This window comes from Nonomuraea sp. NPDC048881 (assembly GCF_040649795.1).
In the GTDB taxonomy this organism is placed as follows: domain Bacteria; phylum Actinomycetota; class Actinomycetes; order Streptosporangiales; family Streptosporangiaceae; genus Nonomuraea.
The window spans coordinates 138970-162062 of sequence record NZ_JBEZGC010000011.1 but is presented as its reverse complement, the minus strand read 5'-3'; the positions used below and the strand labels follow the sequence as shown (position 1 = coordinate 162062).

Annotated in this window: 27 protein-coding genes; 12 read left to right on the top strand and 15 right to left on the bottom strand. The window is 73.4% G+C overall.

Annotated features, from left to right (window positions below; all coding sequences use genetic code 11):
* Window positions 1-55: 55 nt before the first annotated feature.
* Window positions 56-1183, top strand: coding sequence for a HupE/UreJ family protein (locus AB0C33_RS34195; protein WP_358294882.1), 1128 nt, complete (start codon window positions 56-58; stop codon window positions 1181-1183).
* On the opposite strand, the gene AB0C33_RS34190 is transcribed toward AB0C33_RS34195, so the two are convergent.
* On the bottom strand, window positions 1140-2114 hold the full coding sequence (locus AB0C33_RS34190) for a hypothetical protein (protein ID WP_358294880.1): 975 nt from the start codon (window positions 2112-2114) through the stop codon (window positions 1140-1142). The genes AB0C33_RS34195 and AB0C33_RS34190 overlap by 44 nt on opposite strands.
* A gap of 90 nt (window positions 2115-2204) precedes the next feature.
* Between AB0C33_RS34190 and AB0C33_RS34185 the strand changes: the two genes are divergently transcribed.
* The gene (locus AB0C33_RS34185) at window positions 2205-2657 is read left to right on the top strand and encodes a MarR family transcriptional regulator (protein ID WP_358294878.1); all 453 of its coding nucleotides are present in this window, start codon (window positions 2205-2207) and stop codon (window positions 2655-2657) included.
* Window positions 2654-3403, top strand: a complete 750-nt coding sequence (locus tag AB0C33_RS34180; RefSeq protein WP_358294876.1) for an SDR family oxidoreductase — start codon at window positions 2654-2656, stop codon at window positions 3401-3403. Before AB0C33_RS34185 ends, AB0C33_RS34180 begins: the two co-directional genes overlap by 4 nt.
* Window positions 3404-3415: 12 nt before the next feature.
* Here the strand turns inward: AB0C33_RS34180 and AB0C33_RS34175 are convergent, their stop codons facing one another.
* On the bottom strand, window positions 3416-3880 hold the full coding sequence (locus tag AB0C33_RS34175) for an AAA family ATPase (RefSeq protein WP_352360690.1): 465 nt from the start codon (window positions 3878-3880) through the stop codon (window positions 3416-3418).
* Between the two features lie 84 nt (window positions 3881-3964).
* Here AB0C33_RS34175 and AB0C33_RS34170 point away from each other — a divergent pair, with 84 nt between their 5' ends.
* Complete coding sequence (locus tag AB0C33_RS34170) at window positions 3965-4303, top strand: hypothetical protein (RefSeq protein ID WP_358294875.1); 339 nt, start codon at window positions 3965-3967, stop codon at window positions 4301-4303.
* Entirely contained in the window at window positions 4296-4817 is a 522-nt protein-coding gene (locus tag AB0C33_RS34165) for a TetR/AcrR family transcriptional regulator (protein WP_358294873.1), read from the top strand. Before AB0C33_RS34170 ends, AB0C33_RS34165 begins: the two co-directional genes overlap by 8 nt.
* A 15-nt stretch (window positions 4818-4832) precedes the next feature.
* Here AB0C33_RS34165 and AB0C33_RS34160 read toward each other — a convergent pair whose 3' ends face one another.
* Window positions 4833-5378, bottom strand: coding sequence for a helix-turn-helix domain-containing protein (locus AB0C33_RS34160; RefSeq protein WP_358294871.1), 546 nt, complete (start codon window positions 5376-5378; stop codon window positions 4833-4835).
* A gap of 92 nt (window positions 5379-5470) precedes the next feature.
* On the opposite strand from AB0C33_RS34160, the gene AB0C33_RS34155 reads away from it, so the two are divergent.
* On the top strand, window positions 5471-6379 hold the full coding sequence (locus AB0C33_RS34155) for a TIGR03620 family F420-dependent LLM class oxidoreductase (RefSeq protein WP_358294870.1): 909 nt from the start codon (window positions 5471-5473) through the stop codon (window positions 6377-6379).
* Window positions 6380-6454: 75 nt separating this feature from the next.
* On the opposite strand, the gene AB0C33_RS34150 is transcribed toward AB0C33_RS34155, so the two are convergent.
* Both AB0C33_RS34150 and AB0C33_RS34145 read right to left on the bottom strand, forming a co-directional pair.
* Window positions 6455-7015, bottom strand: coding sequence for a DUF1707 domain-containing protein (locus AB0C33_RS34150; protein WP_358294868.1), 561 nt, complete (start codon window positions 7013-7015; stop codon window positions 6455-6457).
* Window positions 7016-7064: 49 nt separating this feature from the next.
* Window positions 7065-7946: a hypothetical protein gene (locus AB0C33_RS34145; protein ID WP_358294866.1), complete on the bottom strand. Its 882-nt coding sequence runs from the start codon at window positions 7944-7946 to the stop codon at window positions 7065-7067.
* An 87-nt stretch (window positions 7947-8033) separates the two neighbouring features.
* Between AB0C33_RS34145 and AB0C33_RS34140 the strand changes: the two genes are divergently transcribed.
* Window positions 8034-8210, top strand: coding sequence for a DUF6203 family protein (locus tag AB0C33_RS34140; protein ID WP_358294864.1), 177 nt, complete (start codon window positions 8034-8036; stop codon window positions 8208-8210).
* Here the strand turns inward: AB0C33_RS34140 and AB0C33_RS34135 are convergent.
* From AB0C33_RS34135 to AB0C33_RS34125, 3 genes are read right to left on the bottom strand one after another with little or no spacing between them, the layout of a single operon-like run.
* A complete protein-coding gene (locus AB0C33_RS34135; RefSeq protein ID WP_358294862.1) occupies window positions 8207-8905 on the bottom strand; it encodes a phosphatase PAP2 family protein in 699 nt (232 codons plus the stop codon). The two genes, AB0C33_RS34140 and AB0C33_RS34135, sit on opposite strands and share 4 nt — an antisense overlap.
* Entirely contained in the window at window positions 8892-9617 is a 726-nt protein-coding gene (locus tag AB0C33_RS34130; protein WP_357980818.1) for a phosphatase PAP2 family protein, read from the bottom strand. The genes AB0C33_RS34135 and AB0C33_RS34130 overlap by 14 nt, the downstream gene beginning before the upstream one ends.
* Window positions 9617-11176 (bottom strand): phospholipase D family protein, encoded by a 1560-nt coding sequence (locus AB0C33_RS34125; RefSeq protein ID WP_358294860.1) that lies wholly within the window; start codon window positions 11174-11176, stop codon window positions 9617-9619. The genes AB0C33_RS34130 and AB0C33_RS34125 overlap by 1 nt, the downstream gene beginning before the upstream one ends.
* 64 nt (window positions 11177-11240) lie before the next feature.
* Between AB0C33_RS34125 and AB0C33_RS34120 the strand changes: the two genes are divergently transcribed.
* A complete protein-coding gene (locus tag AB0C33_RS34120; RefSeq protein ID WP_352323514.1) occupies window positions 11241-12119 on the top strand; it encodes a diacylglycerol kinase family protein in 879 nt (292 codons plus the stop codon).
* On the opposite strand, the gene AB0C33_RS34115 is transcribed toward AB0C33_RS34120, so the two are convergent.
* Window positions 12116-13444, bottom strand: a complete 1329-nt coding sequence (locus AB0C33_RS34115) for an MFS transporter (protein ID WP_358294857.1) — start codon at window positions 13442-13444, stop codon at window positions 12116-12118. The genes AB0C33_RS34120 and AB0C33_RS34115 overlap by 4 nt on opposite strands.
* 135 nt (window positions 13445-13579) lie before the next feature.
* On the opposite strand from AB0C33_RS34115, the gene AB0C33_RS34110 reads away from it, so the two are divergent.
* Window positions 13580-15079, top strand: a complete 1500-nt coding sequence (locus AB0C33_RS34110; protein WP_358294855.1) for a cobyric acid synthase — start codon at window positions 13580-13582, stop codon at window positions 15077-15079.
* On the opposite strand, the gene AB0C33_RS34105 is transcribed toward AB0C33_RS34110, so the two are convergent.
* Window positions 15049-16098, bottom strand: coding sequence for a 1-acyl-sn-glycerol-3-phosphate acyltransferase (locus AB0C33_RS34105; protein WP_358294853.1), 1050 nt, complete (start codon window positions 16096-16098; stop codon window positions 15049-15051). The two genes, AB0C33_RS34110 and AB0C33_RS34105, sit on opposite strands and share 31 nt — an antisense overlap.
* A gap of 40 nt (window positions 16099-16138) precedes the next feature.
* On the bottom strand, window positions 16139-16951 hold the full coding sequence (locus AB0C33_RS34100; RefSeq protein ID WP_358294851.1) for a patatin-like phospholipase family protein: 813 nt from the start codon (window positions 16949-16951) through the stop codon (window positions 16139-16141).
* Between the two features lie 122 nt (window positions 16952-17073).
* Here AB0C33_RS34100 and AB0C33_RS34095 point away from each other — a divergent pair, with 122 nt between their 5' ends.
* Genes AB0C33_RS34095 through AB0C33_RS34085 form a run of 3 tightly spaced genes read left to right on the top strand, consistent with a single transcriptional unit; the run spans window position 17074 to window position 19767 of the window.
* Window positions 17074-17985, top strand: a complete 912-nt coding sequence (locus tag AB0C33_RS34095; RefSeq protein WP_358294849.1) for an ABC transporter ATP-binding protein — start codon at window positions 17074-17076, stop codon at window positions 17983-17985.
* On the top strand, window positions 17963-18754 hold the full coding sequence (locus AB0C33_RS34090) for an ABC transporter permease subunit (protein WP_358294847.1): 792 nt from the start codon (window positions 17963-17965) through the stop codon (window positions 18752-18754). Before AB0C33_RS34095 ends, AB0C33_RS34090 begins: the two co-directional genes overlap by 23 nt.
* On the top strand, window positions 18754-19767 hold the full coding sequence (locus AB0C33_RS34085; protein ID WP_352323507.1) for a helix-turn-helix domain-containing protein: 1014 nt from the start codon (window positions 18754-18756) through the stop codon (window positions 19765-19767). Before AB0C33_RS34090 ends, AB0C33_RS34085 begins: the two co-directional genes overlap by 1 nt.
* Here the strand turns inward: AB0C33_RS34085 and AB0C33_RS34080 are convergent.
* The 4 genes from AB0C33_RS34080 to AB0C33_RS34065 all read right to left on the bottom strand — a co-directional run.
* Complete coding sequence (locus tag AB0C33_RS34080) at window positions 19758-20378, bottom strand: LysE family translocator (RefSeq protein ID WP_358294845.1); 621 nt, start codon at window positions 20376-20378, stop codon at window positions 19758-19760. The genes AB0C33_RS34085 and AB0C33_RS34080 overlap by 10 nt on opposite strands.
* A 17-nt stretch (window positions 20379-20395) precedes the next feature.
* Window positions 20396-21343: a quinone oxidoreductase gene (locus AB0C33_RS34075; RefSeq protein WP_358294843.1), complete on the bottom strand. Its 948-nt coding sequence runs from the start codon at window positions 21341-21343 to the stop codon at window positions 20396-20398.
* A gap of 137 nt (window positions 21344-21480) precedes the next feature.
* Entirely contained in the window at window positions 21481-22446 is a 966-nt protein-coding gene (locus AB0C33_RS34070) for a virginiamycin B lyase (RefSeq protein ID WP_358294842.1), read from the bottom strand.
* Window positions 22440-23093 (bottom strand): ATP-binding cassette domain-containing protein (locus tag AB0C33_RS34065; protein ID WP_358294840.1); only part of this gene is annotated, 654 nt, incomplete at its 5' end. The genes AB0C33_RS34065 and AB0C33_RS34070, both read right to left, overlap by 7 nt.

The following is a 23093-nucleotide window of genomic DNA, read 5'->3' as shown; positions in this document are numbered from 1 at the left end:
CCCCGGGCCCGCGCCCGGGGCGGCGCCCTTCCCCCTGACCCTGGAGACCCGAGACATGCCTCGCTGGCGCTGGCCGTACGCCGTCGTCCTGGCCGTCATCCTGTGCGCGGCGCTGGCCGACCTGCTGCATCCCGCCTCCGCGGCGGCGCACGACGCGACCACGAAGGCCCACGCCGAGGTGACCGGCACGGCCACCGACGTCAGGGTCGTGCTCGACCTGGAGTACGACCTGCTGATGAAGTCCGCCTGGCTCTACGCCGAGGCGTACGAGGCCAAGGAGCGGGCCGAGCAGCTGCGGCAGCTCGCGGTCAATCGCGACGCCGTGCTCGGCTACGTCACCCGCCGCTTCGCCGTCGCCCGCGCCGGCCGGGCGTGCGTCCCCCGGCAGGTGGGCGGGGCGGACGTGCACCCGCGCGGCAAGGCCGCCTTCGCGACGCTGACCCTCGCCTACGCCTGCCCGGCGGTGGACGGGGGCGAGCACACGATCTCCAGCGCCCTGTTCCCCGACGCCGAGACGTTCGTCCACAGCACCCAGACGCTCCTGCGCTACGACCTCGCCGGCGAGCGGGGCTCGGCCGTCCTGACCGCCGCGAGCCCGACCCTGCGCCTGGCCGAACGGGCGGCGGCCGGGCAGATCGGGGAGTTCTTCCTGCTCGGCGTCGAGCACCTCGTGCTCGGGCTGGACCACGTCTTCTTCCTGCTCACCCTGATCATCGGCGCCCGCGGCGCGCGTGACGTCGTGGTCACCGCCTCGGCCTTCACGGTCGCCCACAGCATCACGTTCCTGCTGGCCGCCATGGGCGTGGTGGCCGTGCCGGCGGCGGTGGTCGAGCCGGTGATCGCCGCCTCGATCGTCGTCGTCGCGCTGGCGAACCTGCTGGGCCGCGACCGGCCGGGGGCCTGGCGGCTGCCCGTCGTCTTCGCCTTCGGCCTGATGCACGGGCTGGGGTTCGCGGGCGCGCTCGACATCCGCGAGAGCGGGTCGTGGGAGCTGCTGCTGTCGCTGCTGAGCTTCAACGTCGGGATCGAGGTGACCCAGCTCGCGATCATCGCCGTGCTCTTCCCGCTGCTGGTGCTGCTGCGGCGGACGGCCGCGGCCCGCTGGACGGTGGCCGCGGTGTCGCTGTCCATCGTGGCGGTCAGCCTGTACTGGTTCCTCGACCGGATCCCGCTCCCGCTCTGAGCGCCCACAGGCGGCCGGCTCCCCAGGCGAGCAGGGCCAGCACGCCGACCAGCAGGTATTCGATGGCCGGGATCCTGATCGCCTCGTTCGTGCCGGCCAGGTCGCCGCGCAGGGCGTACACGGCGAGCAGGGCCGCCGCGTAGCAGCCGGTCAGCGCCCAGCGGGCGGCGCGGGACAGGCCCAGGCCGTGCATCTGGGTGATCACGAAGACGCCGAGGAAGCCGAACAGGAACATCGGCCACAACCCGTCCGGGCCCGAGGTCATGACGGCCACCAGGGTGCCGTGGACCACGACGGCCAGCTCCAGCGTCACCGTCCAGTAGCGGTTGGTGTGCGCCCTGGTCAGGAAGAGGCTGCCCTGGAGCAGCAGCAGGAACATGTAGAAGAAGCCGATCAGGTGGCCGGGCGTGGACTCGGCCGGGTGGTACCAGAAGGTGTAGACCGCCGCCCAGCTGAACAGGTAGCCGTGGTACCGGCGGGCGAAGTCGACGATCTCCCGCCTGATGGGCGCGGGCCGGCCGAGGAACAGGCCACGCCGCCGGTTCTCCATGATCAGGACGACCACCAGCAGGAGGACGACCGAGCCCTGGGAGCTGTAGATCGACACGTCCTGGGCCAGGCCGTCGTAGAACAGGTGGGTCTGGACGGTGTGCAGGGCGACGAACCCGGCGTTCGCCGCCAGCGCGACGACGTTGACCGGGTGGAGGCCGGCGGAGTAGCGGCGGACCCGGGTCTGGGCGTGGTGGATGAGCCACCAGAACACGAGCTGGTGGGCGGCGTAACCGGCCCAGGCCGACAGCCTGGTCCACACGGTGGGCTCGGGCAGCTTCCAGTAGTACCAGGACGCGCCCTGGTCGGGCAGCAGCACGACGTCGTCCAGCCACCGGCCCAGGAACCAGATCAGCCCGGTCAGGACGGCGCTCGCGACCACCCCGGCGACGAGTACCGTCTCAGGACGGATCGCGGCTAACGTTTTCTTTCCACGATGGAATACTTCCACGATAGAAATATAAGGGGTGACATGACGGCCTATGACCTGATGGTCCTCATCCGCCGGCTCAACGTGGAGAGCGACCGGTTCGTGGAGGGCTTCGCGGTCGGGCACCGGCTGCACAGGACGGACATGAACGCCCTGGTGGTCATCCTCGACGCCCACCTCGCCGGCCGGCCGCTCTCGCCCGGCGGGCTGGGGGCCGCGCTGAACCTCTCCGCCCCCGCCACGACCGCCCTCCTCGGCCGGCTGGAGCAGGCCGGCCACGTCGTGCGGCGGCGCGACGAGGGCGACCGCCGCAAGGTCGAGGTCGTTCTGAACGAGCAGGCCGTCGAGCTGGCGGGCGCCTTCTTCGCGCCGCTGGTCCGGCGGCTCACCGCGGCGATCGACGCGTTCACCCCGGCGGAGCGGGAGGTCGTCGGCAGGTTCCTCGCGGACGCGATCGAGGCGACCGTGGCGGCCAGGAAGGAGCACGAGGCGTGAGCGCGTCCCGTTCGATCGTGATCACCGGCGGCACCCGCGGCCTCGGGTTCGGCCTCGCCCGCTCGCTGACCGCCCGCGGCCACCGGGTCACCGTGTGCGGCACCGACCCGGACCGCGTGGCCGCGGCGGGGGCCGAGCTCGGCGTGCCGGCCGTCGTGGCCGACGTCGCCGACCGCGCCCGCCTCCAGGACCTGTGGGACGAGGCCGTACGGCGGCACGGCCGGGTGGACATCTGGGTCAACAACGCCGGGATCTCCCACGACCGCCTCCCGCTGTGGCGGCTGCCCGCCGCCGAGGCCCGCGCGGTCACCGAGGTCAACCTGCTGGGCACGGTCAACGGCTGCGCGGTGGCGGTGGCGGGCATGGCGGCGCAGGACGGCGGCGGCCACGTCTGGAACATGGAGGGGCTGGGCGGCGACGGCCGGGCGGTGCCCGGACTCGCCGTCTACGGCGCCACCAAGCGGGCCGTGACGTACCTGACCAGGGCGCTGGCCAAGGAAGCCCCCGACGGGGTGACGGCGGGCCTGCTCAGCCCCGGCATGGTGGTCACCGACCTGCTGACGCACGGCTACTCGGCGGCCGAGCGGGAACGGTCGGCCCGCATCTTCGCGATCCTGGCCGACCCGGTGGAGACGGTGGCGCCGTGGCTGGCCGAGCGGCTGGTCAGCCGGGCGCGGAACGGCGCCCACGTACGCTGGCTGACCCCCGCCAAGATCGCCTACCGCTTCGCCACCCGCCGCCCCTGACGCGGCCTCGGTTCAGCCGTCCTGCCTGCGGACGAGGAAGCCGCCGCGGCCGTCGAACTCCACCGCGTACACCGCGTCGAAGCCGTCGGAGGCGCGTGGCCGGCGCAGCCGTCTGAGGGTGGCGAAGACGCCCACCTCGGGGACCCGGGCCCGGCCCGTCCGTTCGGCGTTGCGCTGGAGGGAGGCCTTGACGTTGGGCGGGAACCAGTAGGCCACCACCCGCGCGCCGTGCTCGCGGCCGGCCACGATGAGCGGCTGCCACTCCTCGGGCGAGGCGTTGGTGTTGTCCACGGCCACGTTCCGGTCCTCCTCCAGCGCCTCGCGGATCAGCCGGAGCTGGCGGTGCTGACGGCGGCGCGCGTTGGGGAAGTCGTCCTTGCTCACGTGCGCGTGCGTGGTGGCCAGGCAGCGCCGGTAGAAGGTGGACTTGCCGGAGGCCTGCAGGCCGATGAGCACGGCCACCTCCCGATCGATCATGGTTCCACCCTATTTGGTGCTGGACAGGCTAACGTCGTTAGCCTAGAGTCCGGCTAACAGCGTTAGCTTCTGAGGGAGGGCATCATGACCGCGGTGACCGTCAGGCGGGTGGCCGGCCGTTCCGGGTGGGCCGTGCTCGCCGCCTTCTGCCTGGCGTTCCTCGTCTTCGAGGTGGTCAAGCACGGGGGCGCCACGCCGGTCAGCTCGGCGTTGTTCGTGCTGGCGCCGTACGCGACCAGGTTCGGCGGGCCTGCGGTGGTGCACGACCTCGCCCACCGTCCGTGGATCCCGCTGGCCGTGCTGGTCGGTTACTCGGTCTCGCCGCTGGGCTGGGTGCCGGTCTTCACGGCGGGGCTGGCCTGGATGACGTACGTCGCCGTCGCCCGGCTCCTCGGCCACGGTCCGAGGAGCGCGCGTGGCTGAGCTGTCGCCGCGCGCGGGGCAGATCGTCGCGGCGGCGCGGGAGCTGGTCGAGGCGGGTGGGGCGGACGCGCTGACCATGCGCGCGCTGGCCGCGCGGCTGGGGATCCGCGCGCCGTCGCTCTACAAGCACTTTCCCGACAAGTCCGCCGTGGAGGCCGAACTCATCGCCATCGCCCTCGCCGAACTGGCCACCGCCCTGGAACGCGCCGAGCACGACGGGGGCGGGCTGGCGGCGCTCGGACGGGCCTACCGGGCGTACGCGCTGGGCCATCCGCATCTGTACCGGCTGATGAGCGCGGGGCCGCTGCCGCGTGACCTGCTGCCCGCCGGGGTGGAGGAGCGGGCGGCGCTGCCGCTGGTCCGGATCGTGCGGGGCGAGGCCGCCGCCCGCGCGGTCTGGGGGCTGGCCCACGGCCTGGTCATGCTCGAACTCGACGGCCGCTTCCCGCCCGGCGCCGACATCGAGGCCGCCTGGACCGCCGGGATGTCCGCGTTCACGACGGCGGCCCGCTGAGGGTCCGCGTGAGGTTCAGGGGCGGGGGTGGAGGCCGTCCAGGGTGAGGGTGAGGAGGCGGTCGGCGCGGGCCGGGTCGGGGGTGGCCTGGGCGATGCCCGCCGCCAGCTCGACCAGGTCGGCGACCTCGACGTCCGCGCGCACGGCCCCCGCCTCCTGGGCGGGCAGCAGCAGCCGGGTGGCGGCGGCGCGCAACATCGCCCAGCAGTCGACCCCGGCCCCGTCCTGCGTGAGCATCATCCGCGCCCCGAGCCCCCGGTCGGTCATGGCGTGCGCGACCAGCGACCGCAGCCAGGCCACCAGCGCCTCGCCGGGCGGCAGCGCCTGGCCCGCCTCCTCGGCCCGTGCGCACAGCCGGGTCAGCCGCCCCTCGAACACGGCCGCGAGCAGCGCCTCGCGGGTGGGGAAGTGCCGGTAGAGCGTGCCCGCCCCGACGCCGGCCCGTCTGGCGATCTCGTTGAGCGAGGCGTCGGGCCCCTCCTCGGCGACCACGGCGATGGCCGCCGCCACCAGTTGCTCGTAGTTGCGGCGCGCGTCGGCGCGCATGGCCCGTGCCGGCACTGGACACTCCCGCGGGTTGAATCGGAGAACGTCTCCGATTATAGTCCCCGACGTAACCGGAGAAGTTCTCCGTATAGACGGGACGGTGACCCATGACCGACGACGGACCCCGCCTGGGCAAGGTGGGCCTGTGGACGTTCGCCCTCGACGCCCGCCCCGCCGGGGAGGCGCGCGAGGCCGCGGCCGAGATCGAGGAGCTGGGGTACGGCGCCCTGTGGTTCGGCGAGGGGTTCGGCCGCGACTCGGTGAGCCAGTCGTGGCTGCTGCTCTCGGCGACCAGGCGGATCACGGTGGCCGCCGGCATCGCCAACATCGCCCTGCGCGACCCGATCGCCATGGCCGCCGCCGAACGGGCGCTCAACGAGGCCCACCCCGGCCGGTACCTCCTCGGCCTCGGCGGCCACCGCATCAGCGACGAGCCGATCCAGATGGACGGCTACAAGATCCCCAGCCTGGGCCGGGCGGTGACCACGATGGGCGGCTACCTCGACGCCATGGACGCCGTCCCGCTGGAATCGGCGGCCCCGGCGCACGCGCCACGCCGGATGCTGGCCGCGCTCGGCCCGAAGATGCTGGGCCTGGCGGCCCGGCGTACGCTCGGCGCCCACACGTACTTCGTGCCCGTCGAGCACACCGCGCGGGCCAGGGAGGCGATGGGGCCCGGCGCGTTGCTGGCCGTCGAGCAGGCCGTCGTGCTGCACCGCGACCCGGCCAGGGCCCGCGAGGTGGCCGCGGAGCACGTCTCCTTCTACCGCACCGGCGCGCCCCACCAGGCCGCCAGCCTGCGCAGGCTCGGCTTCGGCGAGGACGAGATCGAGCACGGCAGCGACAGGCTGGTGGACGCGATCGTGGCCCACGGCGACGCGGCGGCGATCGAGAAGCGCGTACGGGCCCACCTCGACGCGGGCGCCGACCACGTGTGCCTCCAGGTCCTCACCGACCGCCCCGGCGACGTGCCCCTCCCGGAGTGGCGCGAACTCGCCGCCCTGACCTCCTTGTGACGACGTGACGACCACGCCCAGGCGGGGGCGGGCCGTGCTCAAGCGGTGAGGTGATCAACGCGAACTGATCGGACATCAAGCCGTGGGTCGGTAGCGGATCCAGATGTCGCCCTGGCTGTGGCCGGAGAGGCGGAGCACGACCGCGTCGGCGGCCGGCGGTTCGACCGGTTTGTTGTGGACCCGGCCGAGCCCGGGGGAGACCACCTCGTCGGCCCGCACCCGCCAGCCGTGCGGCACCTTCAGATGCAGGTCGCCGAACCACGAGGTGATCGTCACCTGCACCAGCACCTCGGGATGGGGACACTCGGCGGCGAGGAAGTCGAGCTTCGCGGTCCCCCAGACGCCCAGCCGGACGTCGATGCGCGGCGGCACCACCCACCGCCCGGCCCGGCTCACCCGCCAGTGCTCGGTGTGCATCCTCAGCACGTCCGAGGGAGAGGCGGGGGCGGGGGAGAGGGCGGGCAGATCGGCGACGAGGGCACTGAGCTCGCCTACGGTCCTCGCGGCGTACGTGCGGTCGATGCGTTCGCGTAACTCGTCGAGGCTGATGCGGCCTTCGGCGACCGCCTGCCGCAGCCTGTCGGCCACCTGGTCGCGGTCGTGGTCGCCGGCCCGGATGTCGGCGTCGTCCGTCATGGCGACCACTCTAAGGATCATCGGGCGCGCGGGCCATGAGCGGGCTCGGTCAGTCTGCGGCGGCCCGGTAGCCGGTGGCGCGGAACAGGAACGACGCCCACGACCGGTAGGGCCGCCACGACTCGGCGAGCTTGCGGTAGGCGCCCGCGGGGGCGTCCTCGGGCAGCCCGTACGCCTCGCGCAGGATGCCGAACAGCCGGGGTTCGTCGCCGGGGAACGCGTCGGGCGCGCCGGCTCCGCGGATCAGGATCAGCCCGGCCGAGAACGGCCCCACGCCGGGCAGCGCGCGCAGTTCGGCCAGGGCGTCCTCGGGGGTGAGCGAGCGCAGGTGCTCGGTGGTGAGCACGCCGTCGAGCGCCGCCCGCGCCAGGCCGCGCAGCCACTCCTCCTTCTGTGCGGGCAGGCCGAGACCGCCCGCGTCCACCAGGCTCACGGGCGGCGGGAACGCCTGGTACGCCTGCCCGTCCACGGTGACGGCGGCGCCGTACCGGTCGGCGATGCGCTGCTTGACGCGCGAGGCAATGAGCATCGACGAGCGCTGCACGATCACCGCCCAGCAGGCCGCCTCCCACGGGCTCCAGAAGCAGACCGGCCGCAGCCCGGGGCGGTCCCGCTGCACGTCGCCGAGGACCGGGTCGGCCGCGCCGAGCTCGGCGAAGCCGGTGGCGTCCACGTCGAGGGAGAGGATGCGCGCGATCTCGCCCCGGATCGCCGGGCCGGGGGCGCGGGTGGTGGTGACGGCGACGCCGCCGGGGGCGGCGGTGACGCTCACCCCGATCGGCAGCCAGTCGGACTCGGCGCAGTAGGCGAAGCGCAGCGTCCGGCCGTCGGAGGGCAGCGCGCTGGTGGCCGGCCAGTCCTCGACGAAGCGCAGCGCGGCGCCGAAGTCGAACGGGCCCTTCGCGGTGAGCGTGAATCCGTGCGTGGTCATGGGCCGTATGGTAGGCGCCGCGGCGGCATGGTCCCTGGTGGGGCCGGGCCTGCGCATCACGGGGCCCGGCGGGGGCAGCGGGCGGGCATGAGGAAGTTCATGAAGATCTTCGTGGCGCGCTGGCTGGCCCGTACCCCCTGGGGGCTGGCGATCATGGCCGCCGCCTACCTGCTCGGACGGCGGAGGAGGCAGGCCGGGCGGCCCGCCGGACGGCCGACCGGCCGCCGGCGGGCGCGCCGCGAGCCCGCCCACCACCGCCGCTAGTCCCGCACGGAGGCGGGACGCCGGCGGTCGCCCTCCGCGGCCGCCGGTCCTCTGTCCCAGGTGCGGTAGAGGACGGACCGCGCGGCCACCACCACGCAGAACACCCCGAGCAGCAGCCCCCACGTCACGTCCGAGAAGAAGTGCATGCCGCGGTAGAGCCGGGAGAAGGCGACGATCAGCGGGGCGGCGATCCCGATCGTCCAGATCACCACCTGCAGGGCCCGGTTGCGCACGTGCGTCGTCAGCACCAGCGCCAGCCCGCAGTAGAACGCGACGGCGGCGCTGACGTGCCCCGAGGGGAAGCTGGAGGTGGGCGGCGCGGGGTCGAGGTGGGGCACCGGCGGACGGCTGCGGCCGACGGGCTCGGTGGTGGCCAGGAAGACCAGCGACTGGCCCCAGACCGCCGCGATCATGAAGATCGACTCCCGCCAGCGCTTGTAGACCAGCCGGAACAGGATCACCGCCACCGCCGTGAACGCCACGACGTACGGCGTGTCCGACAGGCTGGTGCCGTAGTCGGTGAGCGTGTTCCACAGCGACGTGCGGATGGAGGCGAAGTCCTTGCTCACCGCCACGTCGCCGGGCTGGGGGACGCCGACGATGAGCAGCCCCATGCCGTACGTGACGGCGCCCATCAGCACCAGAGGTAACACCAGCGTCAACGCGTAGTACCGGACATGCTCAGCTTTGCTCATCGGGCACCTTCACCGGTTCGGGTTCCATACCTTCGGTCAGCGGCGCGGTGGGCCGTCTGCCCGTGTCGCGCCGCCACGTCTCGAACGCCGCCGCGGTCGCGGCGATCACCGCCACGCCCAGCACGACCCCCGCCACGACGTCGCTCACCCAGTGCACGCCGAGGGCGATCCTGGTGAAGCCCACCGAGACCACCACGAAACAGGCCAGCACCCAGGCGAGCCGGCGCCCCCACCGGGGCAGCATCGGCAGCAGGAGCAGGGTGACGACCCCGGCCCCGAGCGTCACGTTGACCGCGTGGCCGGAGGGGAAGGAGTCGCCGGGCGCCAGCGCGACGGGGTCGGGCAGGTGCGGCCGCACCCGCGCGACGAGGATCTTCAGGCCGAGCCCGATCAGGCCGCCCGCGGTCACGGTCGTGATCGCCCACAGGGCCAGCCTGCGCCTGCCGTGCATCAGCAGCCAGACGGTGAACGCCGCCACCGCGACGCGCCACGGCCACGGCCCGAACAGGTCGGTCCAGACGATGAGCACCCTGGTCACGCCGGGATGGGCGAGCGCGTACTCGTGCAGTTCATGGGCCACCCCGGCGTCCAGCCGGTTGAGCGGCATCTTGGCCACGACGAGCAGCAGGGAGAACGGGATCATGATGAGCGCGACGGCGAACGCCGCGACCGTCATCCGTGGTCCCAGCCTGTCGAGCAGGAATGTCTTCATCAGAACCTCCGCGATCTCCGCAGCTCCGGCGGCCGGCCGTCGGGGTCGACGGCGAACCGGTAGAGCGGCATGGCCATCGCCCTGCGCACCCGGGACAGCGTGGGGGCCGGGTGCGGGCGTAACCGGCCGGACGGGCGCGGGCCCCGGCAGCCGGCCGAGTGCCAACCCTCCAGCCGGGCCGCCGACTCGGCGAACGCGTCGAACGCGGCGACCGGGTCGCACAGCTCGTCCCGGCCGGACTCCGACTCCTCGTCCAGGTGCTCGGCCATGAGCGCCAGCCGCAGGTCGCGGGCGAACCGCAGGGCGCCGTGCGGCGGTCTCGGGTCCTCCCGCTCGTCCAGGACGGCGCAGCTCAGCTCCGAGTCGTAGGTCCACGAGCGCAGGTTGACGTTGTCCGACCCGACCGACGCCCACACGTCGTCCACCACGCACACCTTGGCATGCACGTAGACGGGGGTGCCCTGGTGGTTCTCCAGATCGTAGATCGCGACCCGGTCGCCGCCGGCCCGCATCAGCCGGTCCAGCGCCTCGACCCGGCCGATCAGGCTCGCCGGGCCGGCCAGCCAGCCGTCCTGGTCGGGGTGGCGGGGCACCACGATGATCATGCGCAGCTCCGGCTCGCGCTCCAGCGCCTGGGCGAACGGCTCGATCACGTCCGTGGACCACAGGTACTGGTCCTCCAGGTACACCAGCGACCGGGCCCTGCCGAGCACCTTGTGGTAGGCGTGCGCGATGCTGCGCTCGCCGTCCGGCGCGAACGGGTACGCGCTGTGCCGGGCGGGATAGGTGCGCAGGAGCTGCACGTGGTGCGTGCCCGCGGGCGGGGGCGGCGGGCCCGGGTCGGGCAGCGGGGGAGCGTCGTCCAGCTTGCTGAAGTGGTCGCGCAGGCGGCGCAGCGGGTCCCTGGTCTCCGGGGCCGGGTCCTCCCAGCGCTCGCAGAAGGTCTTCTCCACCTCGGCGACCGCCGGTCCGCGGATGGCGAGCTGGATGTCGTGCCAGGGCGGGCGGGGGCCGTACACGTCGGGCATCGGGCAGGACTGCGGGTCGCCCAGGTGTTCGGCGTCGTCGCGGCGGCTGTGGCACAGGTCGATGCCGCCGACGAAGGCCACGTCCGCCGAGGGGTCGCGGTCGTGGCGGAGGATGACGAACTTCTGGTGGTGCGAGCCGCCCGGCTTGGTCCGGGTGTCCAGCAGCGCCTGCCCGTGCGCGTTCTCGATCTTCTCGCCCAGGTGCCGGTTCTCGGCCGCGCTGAACCGCAGGCGGTCCAGGTGGGAGCGCCAGATGAGGCCCCTGACGACGGCGCCGCGCTCGGCCGCCGCCCCGAGGGCGGCGCTCACCGTGGGGCCGTCGTCGGTCAGCCGCTCGTCGGGGTCGCCCCGCCAGTCGGCGAACAGCAGCAGGTCGTCCTTGCGCAGCGCTTCCAGACAGCTCTTCAGCTCGGCGAAGTACGTGGCGCCGTGGATCAGCGGCCGTACGTCGTTGCCGCTGGACCACGCGTCGAGGCCGGTCGCCCGGTTGTCGCGTTCCTCCTCGGTGAGGAACCAGTCCTGGATGCGCATTCGGCCACCGCTACCCGCACAAAAGCCATCAATAACCCGGTAAAGCCCGGGTAGTGCGGGAGGAGTGTCCCCCACTATCGCGGTTGTCGCACATCAGAAGAAGATCCTCGGCGCCGGCCTGGACCGGCTGCGCGTGCTGCTCACCGAGCGGGACGTCGGCGAGCTGATCTGGCACGAGGTGCCCAAGAGCAAGAAGGCGCCCAAGAAGGTGCGCAAGGCGCTCAAGGCGGGCGCGGAGCTGGTGTTCGTCTGGGGCGGTGACGGCATGGTGCAACGCTGCGCCGACGCCATGGCCGGCTCCGGCGTGCCGATGGCGATCCTGCCCGCCGGGACGGCCAACCTGTTCGCCGGCAACCTGGGCATCCCCACCGACCTGGAGGAGTCCGTACGGATCGGCTTCGAGGGCCGCCGTGCCGAGCTGGACCTCGGGGTGCTCAACGGCGAGCACTTCGCGGTCATGGCCGGGGCCGGGTTCGAGGCCGAGATGATCGCCGAGGCCGACGGCAAGGCCAAGCGGAAGTTCGGCAAGCTGAGCTACGTCAAGGCCGCCGTCCGGCACGTCGGCGGGCCCCTGGTGCCGATGACGGTCAAGGTCGACGGGTCCACCTGGTTCGAGGGGGAGGCGAGCTGCCTGCTGCTCGGCAACGTGGGCACGATCGCCGGTGGGGTCGAGGCGTTCGACGACGCCCGGCCCGACGACGGCTGGCTGGAGGTCGGGCTGTCCACGGCCAAGGGGCCGATCCAGTGGGCCCGGGTGATGGGCAAGATGGCCGCCGGACGGTCGGAGGACTCGCCGTTCGTGCGCATCACCCGGGCGCGCAAGGTGTCGGCCCGGTTCGGCTCGCCGATGACGTACGAGCTGGACGGCGGCGACCGCGAGGCCACCACCAAGATCAAGGCGAAGGTGGCCCCGGGCGCGCTGACCGTCTGCCTGCCGTCCTAGCCGGCGCGGGCGGCGTCCATGACCCGCGCGGCGTCGCGCTCGAAGGAGGCGCGGGCGCCGAGCGTCAGGAGGCCGCCCACGATCATGGGGACGACCAGCAGGTACATGCCGCCGATCAGCGAGCCGAACCGGTCGGAGGCGATGCCGACGACGAGCGAGCCGAACGCCCCGGCCGCCGTGATGAGCAGTTGCAGGACGGCGAAGCCGAGACCGCGCGCGGCGGCCGGGACGACGTCGGCCAGGCAGGCCGTCATGTTCGGGATCGCGATCGACATGAGCGAGCAGGCCAGCAGGACCAGCGCGGTCATCGGGCCGATCGAGTCCATGGCCAGCGCGCCGGCCAGGACGGCCGCGCCCGCCGTGATGCCGCCGCCGCCGGCCAGCAGCCTGCCGCCCTTGCGGGTGCCGTGCCACCTGCGGCCCAGCCAGGAGCCGACCAGGGTGCCGGCCAGCGTTCCGGCGATGGTGATCAGGCCGCTCAGCGAGCCGGCGGCGCCGACGCCGACGCCGTACTCGCGGACCATGAGCGTGGGCAGCCAGTAGAAGATCCCGGCCAGGCCGAGGGTGAGCAGGCCCAGCCCGACGCAGACGAACAGCAGCGTCGGGATGCGGATGACCTGCCCGAACTGCTGCCAGAAAGGCGCCTTGGGCGACGCGGCGCCCTCAGGCGATCCTGTGGTTTCTGCGGGGGCTCCGGCGACCATCCGGTCCAGGTCGCCGCGGCCCGGCTCGCGCAGGAACCACACGAGCACCGCCGTGAGCACGCCGGGCACCACCATCACCAGGAACGCGGTGCGCCAGGAGAACACCTCGGCCAGCACGCCGCCCAGCAGCGTGCCGATGCCGCCGAGGTAGGTCGTGACGCGGGTCAGCCCGTACGCCTTGGCCCGGCTGACCGGCGGGTAGTAGTCGGCGAGCAGGCTGCCGGCCGCCGGGTTGTCGATGTTCTCGGCCGCCGCGAGCAGCACCCGCATCAGGTAGAACATCACGAAGCCGGTGGCCAGGCCCGAGCCGAGCGTGGCGACGGCCCACAGCAGCACGACCACCGCGATGATCCGCGTCCGGCTGAACCGGTCGGCCAGGAAGCCCGCGGGCAGGGAGACGATCGCGGCGGCCAGCGCCGCGGCGGTCGGGATCGAGCCCGCGGCGGTGTCGCTGAAGCCCCACTCCTTCTGGACGAGCGGCAGCACCCCCGACAGCAGGTTGTACTCCATGCGGTCCACGAGCCCGACGACGAAGAGCACGACCAGCGGCGCCCAGCCGAACGGCGCCCTGGTCCGCGCGTCGATGACGCCGGCACGCGGCGAACCCAACGTCCTGACCATGCCCACCCTTCCCGTAGGAAAATCTAGAATTCTGTTCTAGGCGAACGTTCTAGCCAGAGTGGCAGAAGTCACACGATTCGTAAATGGGCGTTTTCTGGGAAATTTCGCAGTTTGGGGCTCATGTACGGTGATCGCATGAATCCTGGGCAGGTCACGGGCGCGATGCTGGTCGCCGGCACCACCTCCGACGCGGGCAAGAGCGTGGTCACCGCCGGGATCTGCCGCTGGCTGGCCCGCCAGGGCGTGCGCGTGGCGCCCTTCAAGGCCCAGAACATGTCGCTCAACTCCTACGTCACCGCCGGCGGCGCCGAGATCGGCCGCGCCCAGGCCATGCAGGCCCAGGCCGCCGGGCTGGAACCGGTCGCCGACATGAACCCCGTCCTGCTCAAGCCGGGCAGCGACCGCCGCAGCCAGGTCGTGCTCCTGGGCGAGCCCGTCGCGGACGTGGACGCCATGGAGTACGGCGCGCTCAAGGACCTCCTGCGGACCACCGCCCTGGCCTCGCTGGACCGGCTGCGCGCCCAGTACGACGTGGTGATCTGCGAGGGCGCCGGCAGCCCCGCGGAGATCAACCTGCGCCGCGGCGACATCGCGAACATGGGCCTGGCCAGGGCCGCCGGGCTGCCCGTCGTCGTGGTCGGCGACATCGACAGGGGCGGCGTGTTCGCCGCCTTCCACGGCACGGTCGCGCTCCTGGACGCGGCCGACCAGGCCCTTGTCTCAGGGTTCGTGGTGAACAAGTTCCGGGGCGCCCGCGAGCTGCTCGAACCCGGCCTCGACATGATCAGGAAGCTCACCGGCCGGTCGGTGTACGGCGTGCTGCCCTGGCTCGACGGCCTCTGGCTGGACGTCGAGGACTCCCTCGCGCTGGACAACCGCCGGGTCGCGACCGGCCGGCCGCTGGGCAGGCAGACGTTGCGCGTGGCGGTCGTCCGGCTGCCCCGGATCTCCAACTTCACCGACCTGGACGCCCTGGCCGCCGAGCCCGGCGTGGTGGTGCGCTTCGTGACCGACCCGGTCGAGCTGGACGACGCCGACCTGGTGGTGCTGCCGGGCTCGCGGGCCACGGTCGAGGACCTGGCCTGGCTGCGGCGCACCGGCCTGGCCGACGCCCTGCTCGCGCGGCGCGGGCCCGTCCTCGGGATCTGCGGCGGGTTCCAGATGCTCGGCCGGGAGATCGTGGACGAGGTCGAGTCGCGGGCGGGCCGGGTGGACGGGCTCGGGCTGCTGCCGGTGCGCGTCGAGTTCGCACCGGACAAGCGGCTCGCCCGGCCGGTCGGGCAGGCCTACGGGCAGCCGGTCAGCGCGTACGAGATCCACCACGGGCGGGCGACGGTCGAGGGCGGCGAACCCTTCCTGGACGGCTGCCGTGCCGGCGACGTTTGGGGCACCACCTGGCACGGCGCCCTGGAGAACGACGCCTTCCGCCGGGCCTTCCTGGCCGACGTGGCCGAACGGGCCGGGCGCGCCTTCGTCCCCGCCCCGGACACCGACTTCGGCCGCCTGCGCGAGGCCCGCCTGGACGCCCTGGGCGACCTGGTCGAGCAGCACCTGGACACCGACGCCCTGCTCGGCCTGCTGCGCGACGGCCCGGCCCCCGTGCCCTACCTGCCGCCGGGCGCCCCCTCGGCCTGATCCCGCCGGGAACGCTCGCCCTGGGCGGTGATCCAGGCGTCGATCTCCTCCCAGTGGGAGTACAGCCAGCGGACCTGGCTCTCCCGGTCGTCCCTGGGCACCTCGGCCGCCGGCACCCGCCACCACCTGGCCGTGATCCGCGCCGCGTACGGCAGCCTGCGCCACACGTCGCCGATGGTGACGAGGTCGTCCAGGCCGGTGTGCGCGACGAAGACCACGTCGGCCTCCGGGCAGGCGGTGATCGCGGCGATGGCCCCGTTCGGGCGGGGCGGCAGCAGGTGGATCATGCCGCGCGCCCGCTCCGCCTCCTCGGCCAGCCCCTTGTCCTCCAGCCGGCGGATCGCCAGCCGCCGCCGGCGCGGGGTGAAGTTGCCGCCCTCGGGGAAGATCACCAGCGCGTCGCGGTCGTCCATGGTCGCCGACAGCCGCCGGATCTCCTCGATCACCCGCTCGCGTCCGGACCGCCGCGGCACGAAAGCGTTCGGCAGGCGGTTGACCACGACGTCGAGCGACGGGTCGTACTGGAGGGCGGCCTTCATGACGATGCGCGGGTGCCGCCCGTACACCGCCAGCAGGTGATAGATCAGCAAGAAGGAGTCGCCCGGCCCGGCGTGCCGGGAGAGCACCACGACCGGGCGGCTCAGCCGGGCGGCGCGCTCCTGCGGGGTGGGCGCGGGCTCCTCGACGTCCACGGTCAGCCGGAAGATCCGCACCGCCGCCGCGTACACCTTGGCCAGGAACCAGCGGATCAGCGCGTAGTGCCGCTCCTGGCGCCGGGCCCGCCCGAACGCCCCCGACAGCCACAGCCCGAGGCACGCGATGAGCACCGCCGACTCCAGCGTCAGCCAGGCCGCGCCGAACCAGACGAACCGCAACCCCCTGCGCTGCGGCGGCGGCAGCCGCAAGGACGCCCCGAACGTGACCAGCAGCCACAACGGCAACGTCACCAGCACCACCACGGTGACCACGATGACGAGCGGAGCCAGCACGATCCGGCGGACGATACGCGGTGGGATCAACGGCGCCTCCCTGAGGTCTGCCTGCCCTGAGGCCCTGCCTTCATCCTCCTCTTGTCCGCAGATAGTGCGAAGAAGCCTGGTGCGCCCGCTCGATGTAGGTGGAGATCTGGGACAGGTCGCGGTAGCGCAGGGTCGACAGCGGCGCGGCGACCCCGGCGGGCAGCACGTGCACCTCCACCCCCGGCGGCAACGTGGCCATCTCCTCGGCGAACCGGTAGCGCCGCGCGATCTCGAACGCCACCATCCCCACCTCCCAGAACCGCCGGGGCGCGGTCAGCGGGCGCTCGATCCGGCCGACGTGCAGCACGTAGACCCGCCTGGCCCCGAGCTGCACGGCCCGCCCGACGGGGATGCTGTGCACCAGCCCGCCGTCGAAGAAGTGCTCCCCGCCGATCTTCACGGGCGGCAGCAGCCCCGGCACCGCGCACGACGCCAGCACCGCCTCCACCAGCGGCCCGCTGGCGAACCAGTGGGCCGCGGCCCGCTCCACCGAGGCCGCCACGCACTGGAACGGCACCGCCAGCTCCTCGATCAGCTCCGTGCGCACCGTCCCGGCCAGCACCTCCCGCAGGGGACCGTTGGGATGCAGGTGGGTGCCGGTCCTGGCCAGCGTGGACAGCCGCGTCACCCACGACCCGGCGAACGCCGTGCGCACGACGTCGGACCGCCACAACGAGGTCAGCCGGTCGACCGCCCGCGCGGGGTCGGCGGCGATGAGCGCGCCGTTGAGCGCCCCCACCGACGTGCCGACGACCACGTCGGGCCGGATGCCGAAGTCGTCGAGCGCCTGGAGCATGCCCACCTCGTGAGCCCCCAGCACGCCACCGCCACCGAGCACGAACGCCGTCTCCACGTTCCTCACCCTGCCCATCTCACGCTGCCCATTCTCGTTGCCGTGTCCCGGAAGAAAACCGGCCATGACGCTGCCGACTTCGGCCAGTGACCCCACCACCGCCCCGGCGGGACGATTCCGGCATGACAGCAGTGGTACAGGCCGAAGGGCTGACCAAGTACTACGGCGGGCGGCGCGGCCTCGAAGACCTCACGCTGGAGATCCGGCCCGGCGAGATCTTCGGCTACCTCGGGCCCAACGGCGCCGGCAAGACCACCACGATCAGGTTGCTGCTCGACGTGATCAGGCCCACGCGCGGCACGGTCCGCGTGTTCGGCCACGATCCGCGCGCCGCCGCCACCCGCGCCCGCATCGGCTACCTGCCCGGCGAGCTGGCCCTCGAAGGCCGCGACCGGGCCCGCGACTACCTGGGCTTCCTCGGCCGCGTCCGCGGCGGGGTGCCGGGCAGCCGCATCGAGGAGCTGGCCGAACGGTTCGACGCCGACCTGTCGGTGCCGATGCGCAAGCTCTCCAAGGGCAACAGGCAGAAGGTCGGGCTGATCCAGGCGTTCATGCACGAGCCGGAGTTCCTCATCCTCGACGAGCCGACCAGCGGGCTCGACCCGCTCGTCCAGCAGGAGTTCCTGGCCATGGTCCGGGAGGTGCGGGCGGCCGGCCGGACCGTGCTCATGTCCTCGCACGTGCTGGCCGAGGTGGAGAGCGTCTCCGACCGGGTCGGCATCGTCCGCGCGGGCCGCCTGGTGACCGTGGAGAACGTGGCCGCGCTGCGCGAGAAGGCCGTACGCCGGATGGAGCTGCACTTCGACGCCCCGGTGCCGGCGTCGGCGTTCGAGGGCCTGCCGGGGGTGCGCGACCTGCGGGTGGAGGGCGCCAGCGTCCGGTGCACGATCGACGGCCGTCCGGACGCCCTGGTCAAGGCCGCCGCCCGGTTCACCGTCGTCCATCTGGTCAGCGCCGAGCCCGACCTGGAGGAGATCTTCCTGACCTACTACAGCGAGGAGGACCGGCACCATGATCACCAAGAGTCTGCGTGACCACCGCCGGGCCCTGATCTGGTGGACCGTCGGCATCAGCGCGTTCATGGCCCTCTACATCAGCATCTTCCGCAGCGTCAGCCAGGACCCGAGAACGTTCAACCAGCAGGCCCTGGCCAAGTACCCCGGCCCGCTCAGGGACCTCATGGGCGGCATGCCCGACCTGGCGCTCGGCGTCAACTTCCTGCAGACGGTCGTCTACCAGCTCTTCGTCCCGATGTTGTTCGTCGTCCTCGCCACCATGCTGGCCAACCGGGCGATCGCCCAGCCGGAGGAGGCCGGGACGCTGGAGCTCGTCGTCACGCTGCCGGTGGACCGCAAGCGGCTGGTGCTCCAGCGGTTCTGCGCGCTGGCGCTGGCGCTGCTGGCGGTGTTCGCCGTGACGCTGGCCGTGGCGTGGGCGGCCGGGGACGCGGCCGAGCTCGGGGTGCCGTTCGACCGCGTCCTGGCCGCGCACGTCGGGGTGCTGCTGCTCGCGCTGTTCTTCGGCACCGTGGCCCTGACCGTGGGCGCGGTGACCGGCCGCAGGATGATCGCCTCGTCCGTCGTCGGCGTGTGGGTGGCGGCCGGGTACATCGTCGTCACGCTCGGCCGTGGCGTGGCGGCCATCGCCTGGCTGAAGTGGCTCTCGCCGTTCCACTACTACGCCGAGGGCCGGCCGCTCTATGAGGGCCTGCCGGTCGGGGACTACCTTGTGCTGGCGGGAGCGACGGCAGTGCTCGCGCTCACCGCGATCCTGTCCTTCGACAGGCGTGACGTAGGAGTGTGATGGTGCTCTCCAGGATGCCCGCCGACCTGCTCGGCGGGCATCGCCAGGTGCTGGCCGGGGCGGCCGCCGGGCGTCCGCCCTCGCGGGCGGCGCTCGACGCCTGCCGCGCCGACGGCACGCGCGCCGCCGAGCAGGGCGTCCCACTGCGGACGCTGGTCGACGGCGCGCTCGCCGCCGCCGAGGGGCTGCCGGACGTGCTGCCCGCGCTGCGCAGGGCCGTCTCGGCGCTCATGGAGGGGTACGAGCTGGCCCAGCTCGCCGCCCTCAGAGGCGAGGAGACGGCCCGCAGGGAGTTCGTGGACGACCTGCTCCAGGGACGGGCCGAGCGGCTGGCCGAACGGGCCGAGCACTTCGGCCTCCGGCTGGCCGAGTCGTACGTGGTGGCCGCCGCCCGCGGGCTGCGCGACGGCGACCAGGACCGCATCGAGCGCGACCTGATCGCCCGGTTCGGCTCGCACAACGTGCTGGTGGCGGTGCGCGAAGGGCTGCTGGTGTGCGTCGTGCCCGCCACGCTGCCCGCCGCCGTGGGGGAGTTCACCCATCACGTACGCGCCCGCTTCCCGGCCGGATGGCGGGTCGGCGTCGGACGGCCGCACCGCGGGCCGGGCGGCGTCGTGACCTCCTTCAGGGAGGCGGCCGGGGCGCTGGAGCTGGCCGACGCGCTGCGGCTCACGCTCGACGTGGTCAAGGCCGCCGACCTGCTGGTCTTCCCCGTGCTGCTGCGCGACCGCGGCGCGATCGAGGACCTGGTGACCAGCGTGCTGAGCCCGCTGCTGCACGCCAGGGGCGGGCACGAGCCGCTGGTCGAGACGCTGGAGGCGGTCTTCGCCGCGCACGGCAACCAGGCGGCGGCCGCCCGCAGGCTGCGGATCAGCCCGCGGGCGGTGACGTACCGACTGGAACGCATCCGCCGGCTGACCGGCTTCTCGCCCGACGACCCCACCCAGCGCTTCACCCTGGAGACCGCGGTCCTGGGCGCGCGGCTGCTGGACTGGCCGTGGGATCAGTCGTGAAGGGCGAGCCGGAGCCCGAACCCGACGATGACCACGCCGGTCACCCGGTCGAGGATCCGCCGTACGCGGGCCGACCGCAGGACGTCGCTCATCAGCGAGGCGAACCCGATCAGCACCGCGCTCCAGGCCAGCCCCTCGGCCACGTGCACCCCGGCCAGCAGCAGCCCCATCGCCGCGTGCGGCGCGCCGGCCGGGATGAAGTGCGGCAACATCGCCACGTAGAACGCCCCCACCTTGGGGTTGAGCAGGTTCGTGAGCAGGCCGCGCCGCAACCCCTTGCCGAAGCCGAACGCGTGCCGCCCGTCCTCCTCCTCGCCCGCCCGCGCCTTGGCGAGGAGCATGCGCACCCCCATCCACACCAGGTACGCCGCCCCCGCCCAGCGCAGGACGTCGTAGGCGAACCGCGAGGCCGCCAGCAGCGCCGACAGCCCCGCCGCGGTGAGCACGCCCCAGACCAGCGTGCCGAGCTGGATGCCCAGCACCACCCCCCAGGCCGCCTGCCTGCCGGTGAGCAGCGACGTGCGCAGGGTGAGAGCCGTGTCGAGCCCCGGCGTGATCGTCAGGAGCGCGACGACGGCAGCGAACGACCAGACTGCCGCATTGATGTCCACAAGGGGCGAGCGTAGCGCTAGGGAATCAACAGCAACTTTCCGGTCGTACGCCGGGCGGCCAGGTCCTCGTGGGCCCGTCGTGCTTGGGCCAGCGGGTAGCGCTCGGACACGTTGATCCTGAGCTGCCCCGAGGAGATCCAGCCGAACAGGTCGGCGGCCCGCCAGAGCAGCTCCTCGCGCTCGGCGACGTAATGGACGAGTGTGGGCCTGGTCAGGAAGAGCGAGCCGGCGCGGTTGAGCACCTGCGGATCGAACGGCGGGACCGGGCCGCTGGCCGCGCCGTAGAGGGCCATGAGCCCGCGCGGGCGCAGCGCCTCCAGGCCGCCGTCGAACGTCGTCCTGCCGACGCCGTCGTAGACGACGTGGATCCGGCCGCGCAACGCGTCGGCGAACTCGTCGTAGCCCAGTACCTCGTCGGCCCCGGCCGCGCGGGCCAGCTTCTCCTTCTCCGGCGTGGAGACCGTGCTGTAGACCTTGGCGCCGCGCAGCTTGGCGACCTGGATCAGCAGCTGGCCCATGCCGCCGGCGCCGGCGTGCACCAGCACCTGGTCGCCCTCCTTGACGTCGTACGTCGAGTGGGTGAGGTAGTGGGCCGTCATGCCCTGGAGCATCGCCGCCGCGGCCAGCTCGGCGGACACGCCGTCGGGCACCGGCACCAGCCGGTCGGCCGGCACCACCGCCTTCTCCGCGTAGCTGCCCAGCACGCCGGCCCAGGCCACGGTGTCGCCGACGGCCGGCCCGTCGACCCCCGGCCCGACGGCCGAGACCACGCCGGCCCCCTCGGACCCGATCGGGGTCGGCACCGGGAGCGGGTAGGCGCCGGAACGGTGGTAGATGTCGATGAAGTTGACCCCGCTGGCCGCGACGTCGACCACGACCTCCCCGTCACCCGGCACCGGATCGGGACGCTCGACGTATTCGAGAACCTCTGGACCGCCCTGGGCGGAGACGATGATGGCATGCATCCCCCCAGTCAACTCCGCCCCGGCCCCCCACCGCCACCCCGGCCCCAGCGCGCCGCCAAGGGGATCCGGAGGATTGTCAGCACCCGCCACGGTCGTCTGGGCCACGCCCCCCGCGGCTCACCGCTTGGGCGCAACCGTCACTGGTCGGGGGTGGGCGAGGTGGGCAGGATGCGGGCCAGGGCGCCGGCTTCCAGGGCCACCCAGATCGCTCCGTCGGCACCGACCGTCAGCCCGTGCGGCTCACTGCTGCCGGCGGCGCCCGGCTCGCCCTGCCCGGCGCCCGGCTCGCCCTGCCCGGCGGTCGGCTCGCCCTGCCCGGCGGTCGCGGACGGCGGCACCGGCACCGTGGGCAGCGGGTGCTCCTCGATCGAGCCGTCGACCGTGATGCGGCCGAGACGCCCGGCGGCCCACTCGGTGAACCAGAGCGCGCCGTCGGGACCGGCCACGATGGCGTGCGGACGGCAGGCCCGATCGGGCAGCGGGAACTCGGTGATCTTCCCGGCCGGATCGATCCGGCCGACCTGCCCCGCGCCGATCTCCACGAACCACACGGCCCCGTCGGGCCCGAGCGTGATGCCCACGGGGGCGGCGCCCTCGGTGGGCAGCGCATGCACGGTGACCTCCCCGGACAGCGAGATCCGGCCGACGGCGTGGCCCTGGTTGATCGAGAACCAGAGCGCGTCGTCGCCGCCCACCGTGATGAAGGCGGGCATACCGCCCTCCACCGGCACGTCGAAGTCGGAGCGCTCGCCGTCGGCGCCGATGCGCCCGATGCGCCCGCTGCCCATCTGGGTGAACCACATCGCCCCGTCGGGCCCGGCGACGATCCCGTACGGCGAGTCGGCCGGGTACGCGGTGACCTGGCCGTCGCCGGTGATGCGGCAGACCCGGCCGCCCTTGCCCTCGGTGAACCACATCGCGCCGTCGTGGCCGGGCACGATCACGCCGGGCTGCCCGTCGGCCGGGTCGAGCTGATGGATCACCGGCTCGTGCCCCGGCACCAGCCTGCCGACACGGCCCTGGTGGACGAGCGTGAACCAGAGCGCGCCGTCGGCGGCGGTGGCCACGCCGTAGGGCGAGCCCGCGGAAATCATGGTCAACATATGTGTCCCCCTGTCAGTCGGATCTCGGTGCCCGTGAAACGGCGCCTCAGCGCCCGGTCGTGCGTGACCATGACCACCGCCCCCGGGTAGGCGGCGAGCGCGTGGTCGAGCTCGTCGGCCAGGACGGGCGACAGATGGTTGGTCGGTTCGTCGAGCAGCAGCAGGTCGTGCTCCCTGATGAGCAGCCTGGCCAGCGACAGCCGGCGCCGCTGGCCGACCGAGAGCTCGCCCACCCGCCGGTCGAGCGCGTGCGCGGGGAAGAGGCCGGTGTCCAGCAGGGCCGCGCGCCGCTCGTCGGCGTAGCCGTCGTGCCCGAACGCGGCGAGCACGGCCAGGCCGGGATCGAGGTCGTCGTCCTGGGGGAGGTGGCCGGCCCGGCGCCCGGCGCGCTCGGCCAGGACCCGCAGCAACGTGGACTTGCCCGCCCCGTTGGGCCCGCTCACCAGCACCCGCTCGCCCGGCCGGACGATCAGCGACCCGACGTGGAGCCGGTCGCCGACGTGCACGTCACGCAACTCCACCAGGGGCGCGGCCGCGGCCGGACCGTCGCCCGCCGGACCGTCGCCCGCCGGACCGTCGCCCGCCGGACCGTCGCCCGCCGGACCGTCGCCCGCCGGACCGTCGCCCGCCGGACCGTCGCCCGCCGG

Coding starts and splice junctions, on each gene's coding strand:
- AB0C33_RS34195 (WP_358294882.1), top strand. CDS start 56: ATGCCTCGCTGGCGCTGGCCGTACGCCGTCGTCCTGGCCGTCATCCTG.
- AB0C33_RS34185 (WP_358294878.1), top strand. CDS start 2,205: ATGACGGCCTATGACCTGATGGTCCTCATCCGCCGGCTCAACGTGGAG.
- AB0C33_RS34175 (WP_352360690.1), bottom strand. CDS start 3,880: ATGATCGATCGGGAGGTGGCCGTGCTCATCGGCCTGCAGGCCTCCGGC.
- AB0C33_RS34170 (WP_358294875.1), top strand. CDS start 3,965: ATGACCGCGGTGACCGTCAGGCGGGTGGCCGGCCGTTCCGGGTGGGCC.
- AB0C33_RS34155 (WP_358294870.1), top strand. CDS start 5,471: ATGACCGACGACGGACCCCGCCTGGGCAAGGTGGGCCTGTGGACGTTC.
- AB0C33_RS34150 (WP_358294868.1), bottom strand. CDS start 7,015: ATGACGGACGACGCCGACATCCGGGCCGGCGACCACGACCGCGACCAG.
- AB0C33_RS34145 (WP_358294866.1), bottom strand. CDS start 7,946: ATGACCACGCACGGATTCACGCTCACCGCGAAGGGCCCGTTCGACTTC.
- AB0C33_RS34140 (WP_358294864.1), top strand. CDS start 8,034: ATGAGGAAGTTCATGAAGATCTTCGTGGCGCGCTGGCTGGCCCGTACC.
- AB0C33_RS34135 (WP_358294862.1), bottom strand. CDS start 8,905: ATGAGCAAAGCTGAGCATGTCCGGTACTACGCGTTGACGCTGGTGTTA.
- AB0C33_RS34130 (WP_357980818.1), bottom strand. CDS start 9,617: ATGAAGACATTCCTGCTCGACAGGCTGGGACCACGGATGACGGTCGCG.
- AB0C33_RS34125 (WP_358294860.1), bottom strand. CDS start 11,176: ATGCGCATCCAGGACTGGTTCCTCACCGAGGAGGAACGCGACAACCGG.
- AB0C33_RS34115 (WP_358294857.1), bottom strand. CDS start 13,444: ATGGTCAGGACGTTGGGTTCGCCGCGTGCCGGCGTCATCGACGCGCGG.
- AB0C33_RS34110 (WP_358294855.1), top strand. CDS start 13,580: ATGAATCCTGGGCAGGTCACGGGCGCGATGCTGGTCGCCGGCACCACC.
- AB0C33_RS34095 (WP_358294849.1), top strand. CDS start 17,074: ATGACAGCAGTGGTACAGGCCGAAGGGCTGACCAAGTACTACGGCGGG.
- AB0C33_RS34090 (WP_358294847.1), top strand. CDS start 17,963: ATGATCACCAAGAGTCTGCGTGACCACCGCCGGGCCCTGATCTGGTGG.
- AB0C33_RS34085 (WP_352323507.1), top strand. CDS start 18,754: ATGGTGCTCTCCAGGATGCCCGCCGACCTGCTCGGCGGGCATCGCCAG.
- AB0C33_RS34075 (WP_358294843.1), bottom strand. CDS start 21,343: ATGCATGCCATCATCGTCTCCGCCCAGGGCGGTCCAGAGGTTCTCGAA.
- AB0C33_RS34070 (WP_358294842.1), bottom strand. CDS start 22,446: ATGTTGACCATGATTTCCGCGGGCTCGCCCTACGGCGTGGCCACCGCC.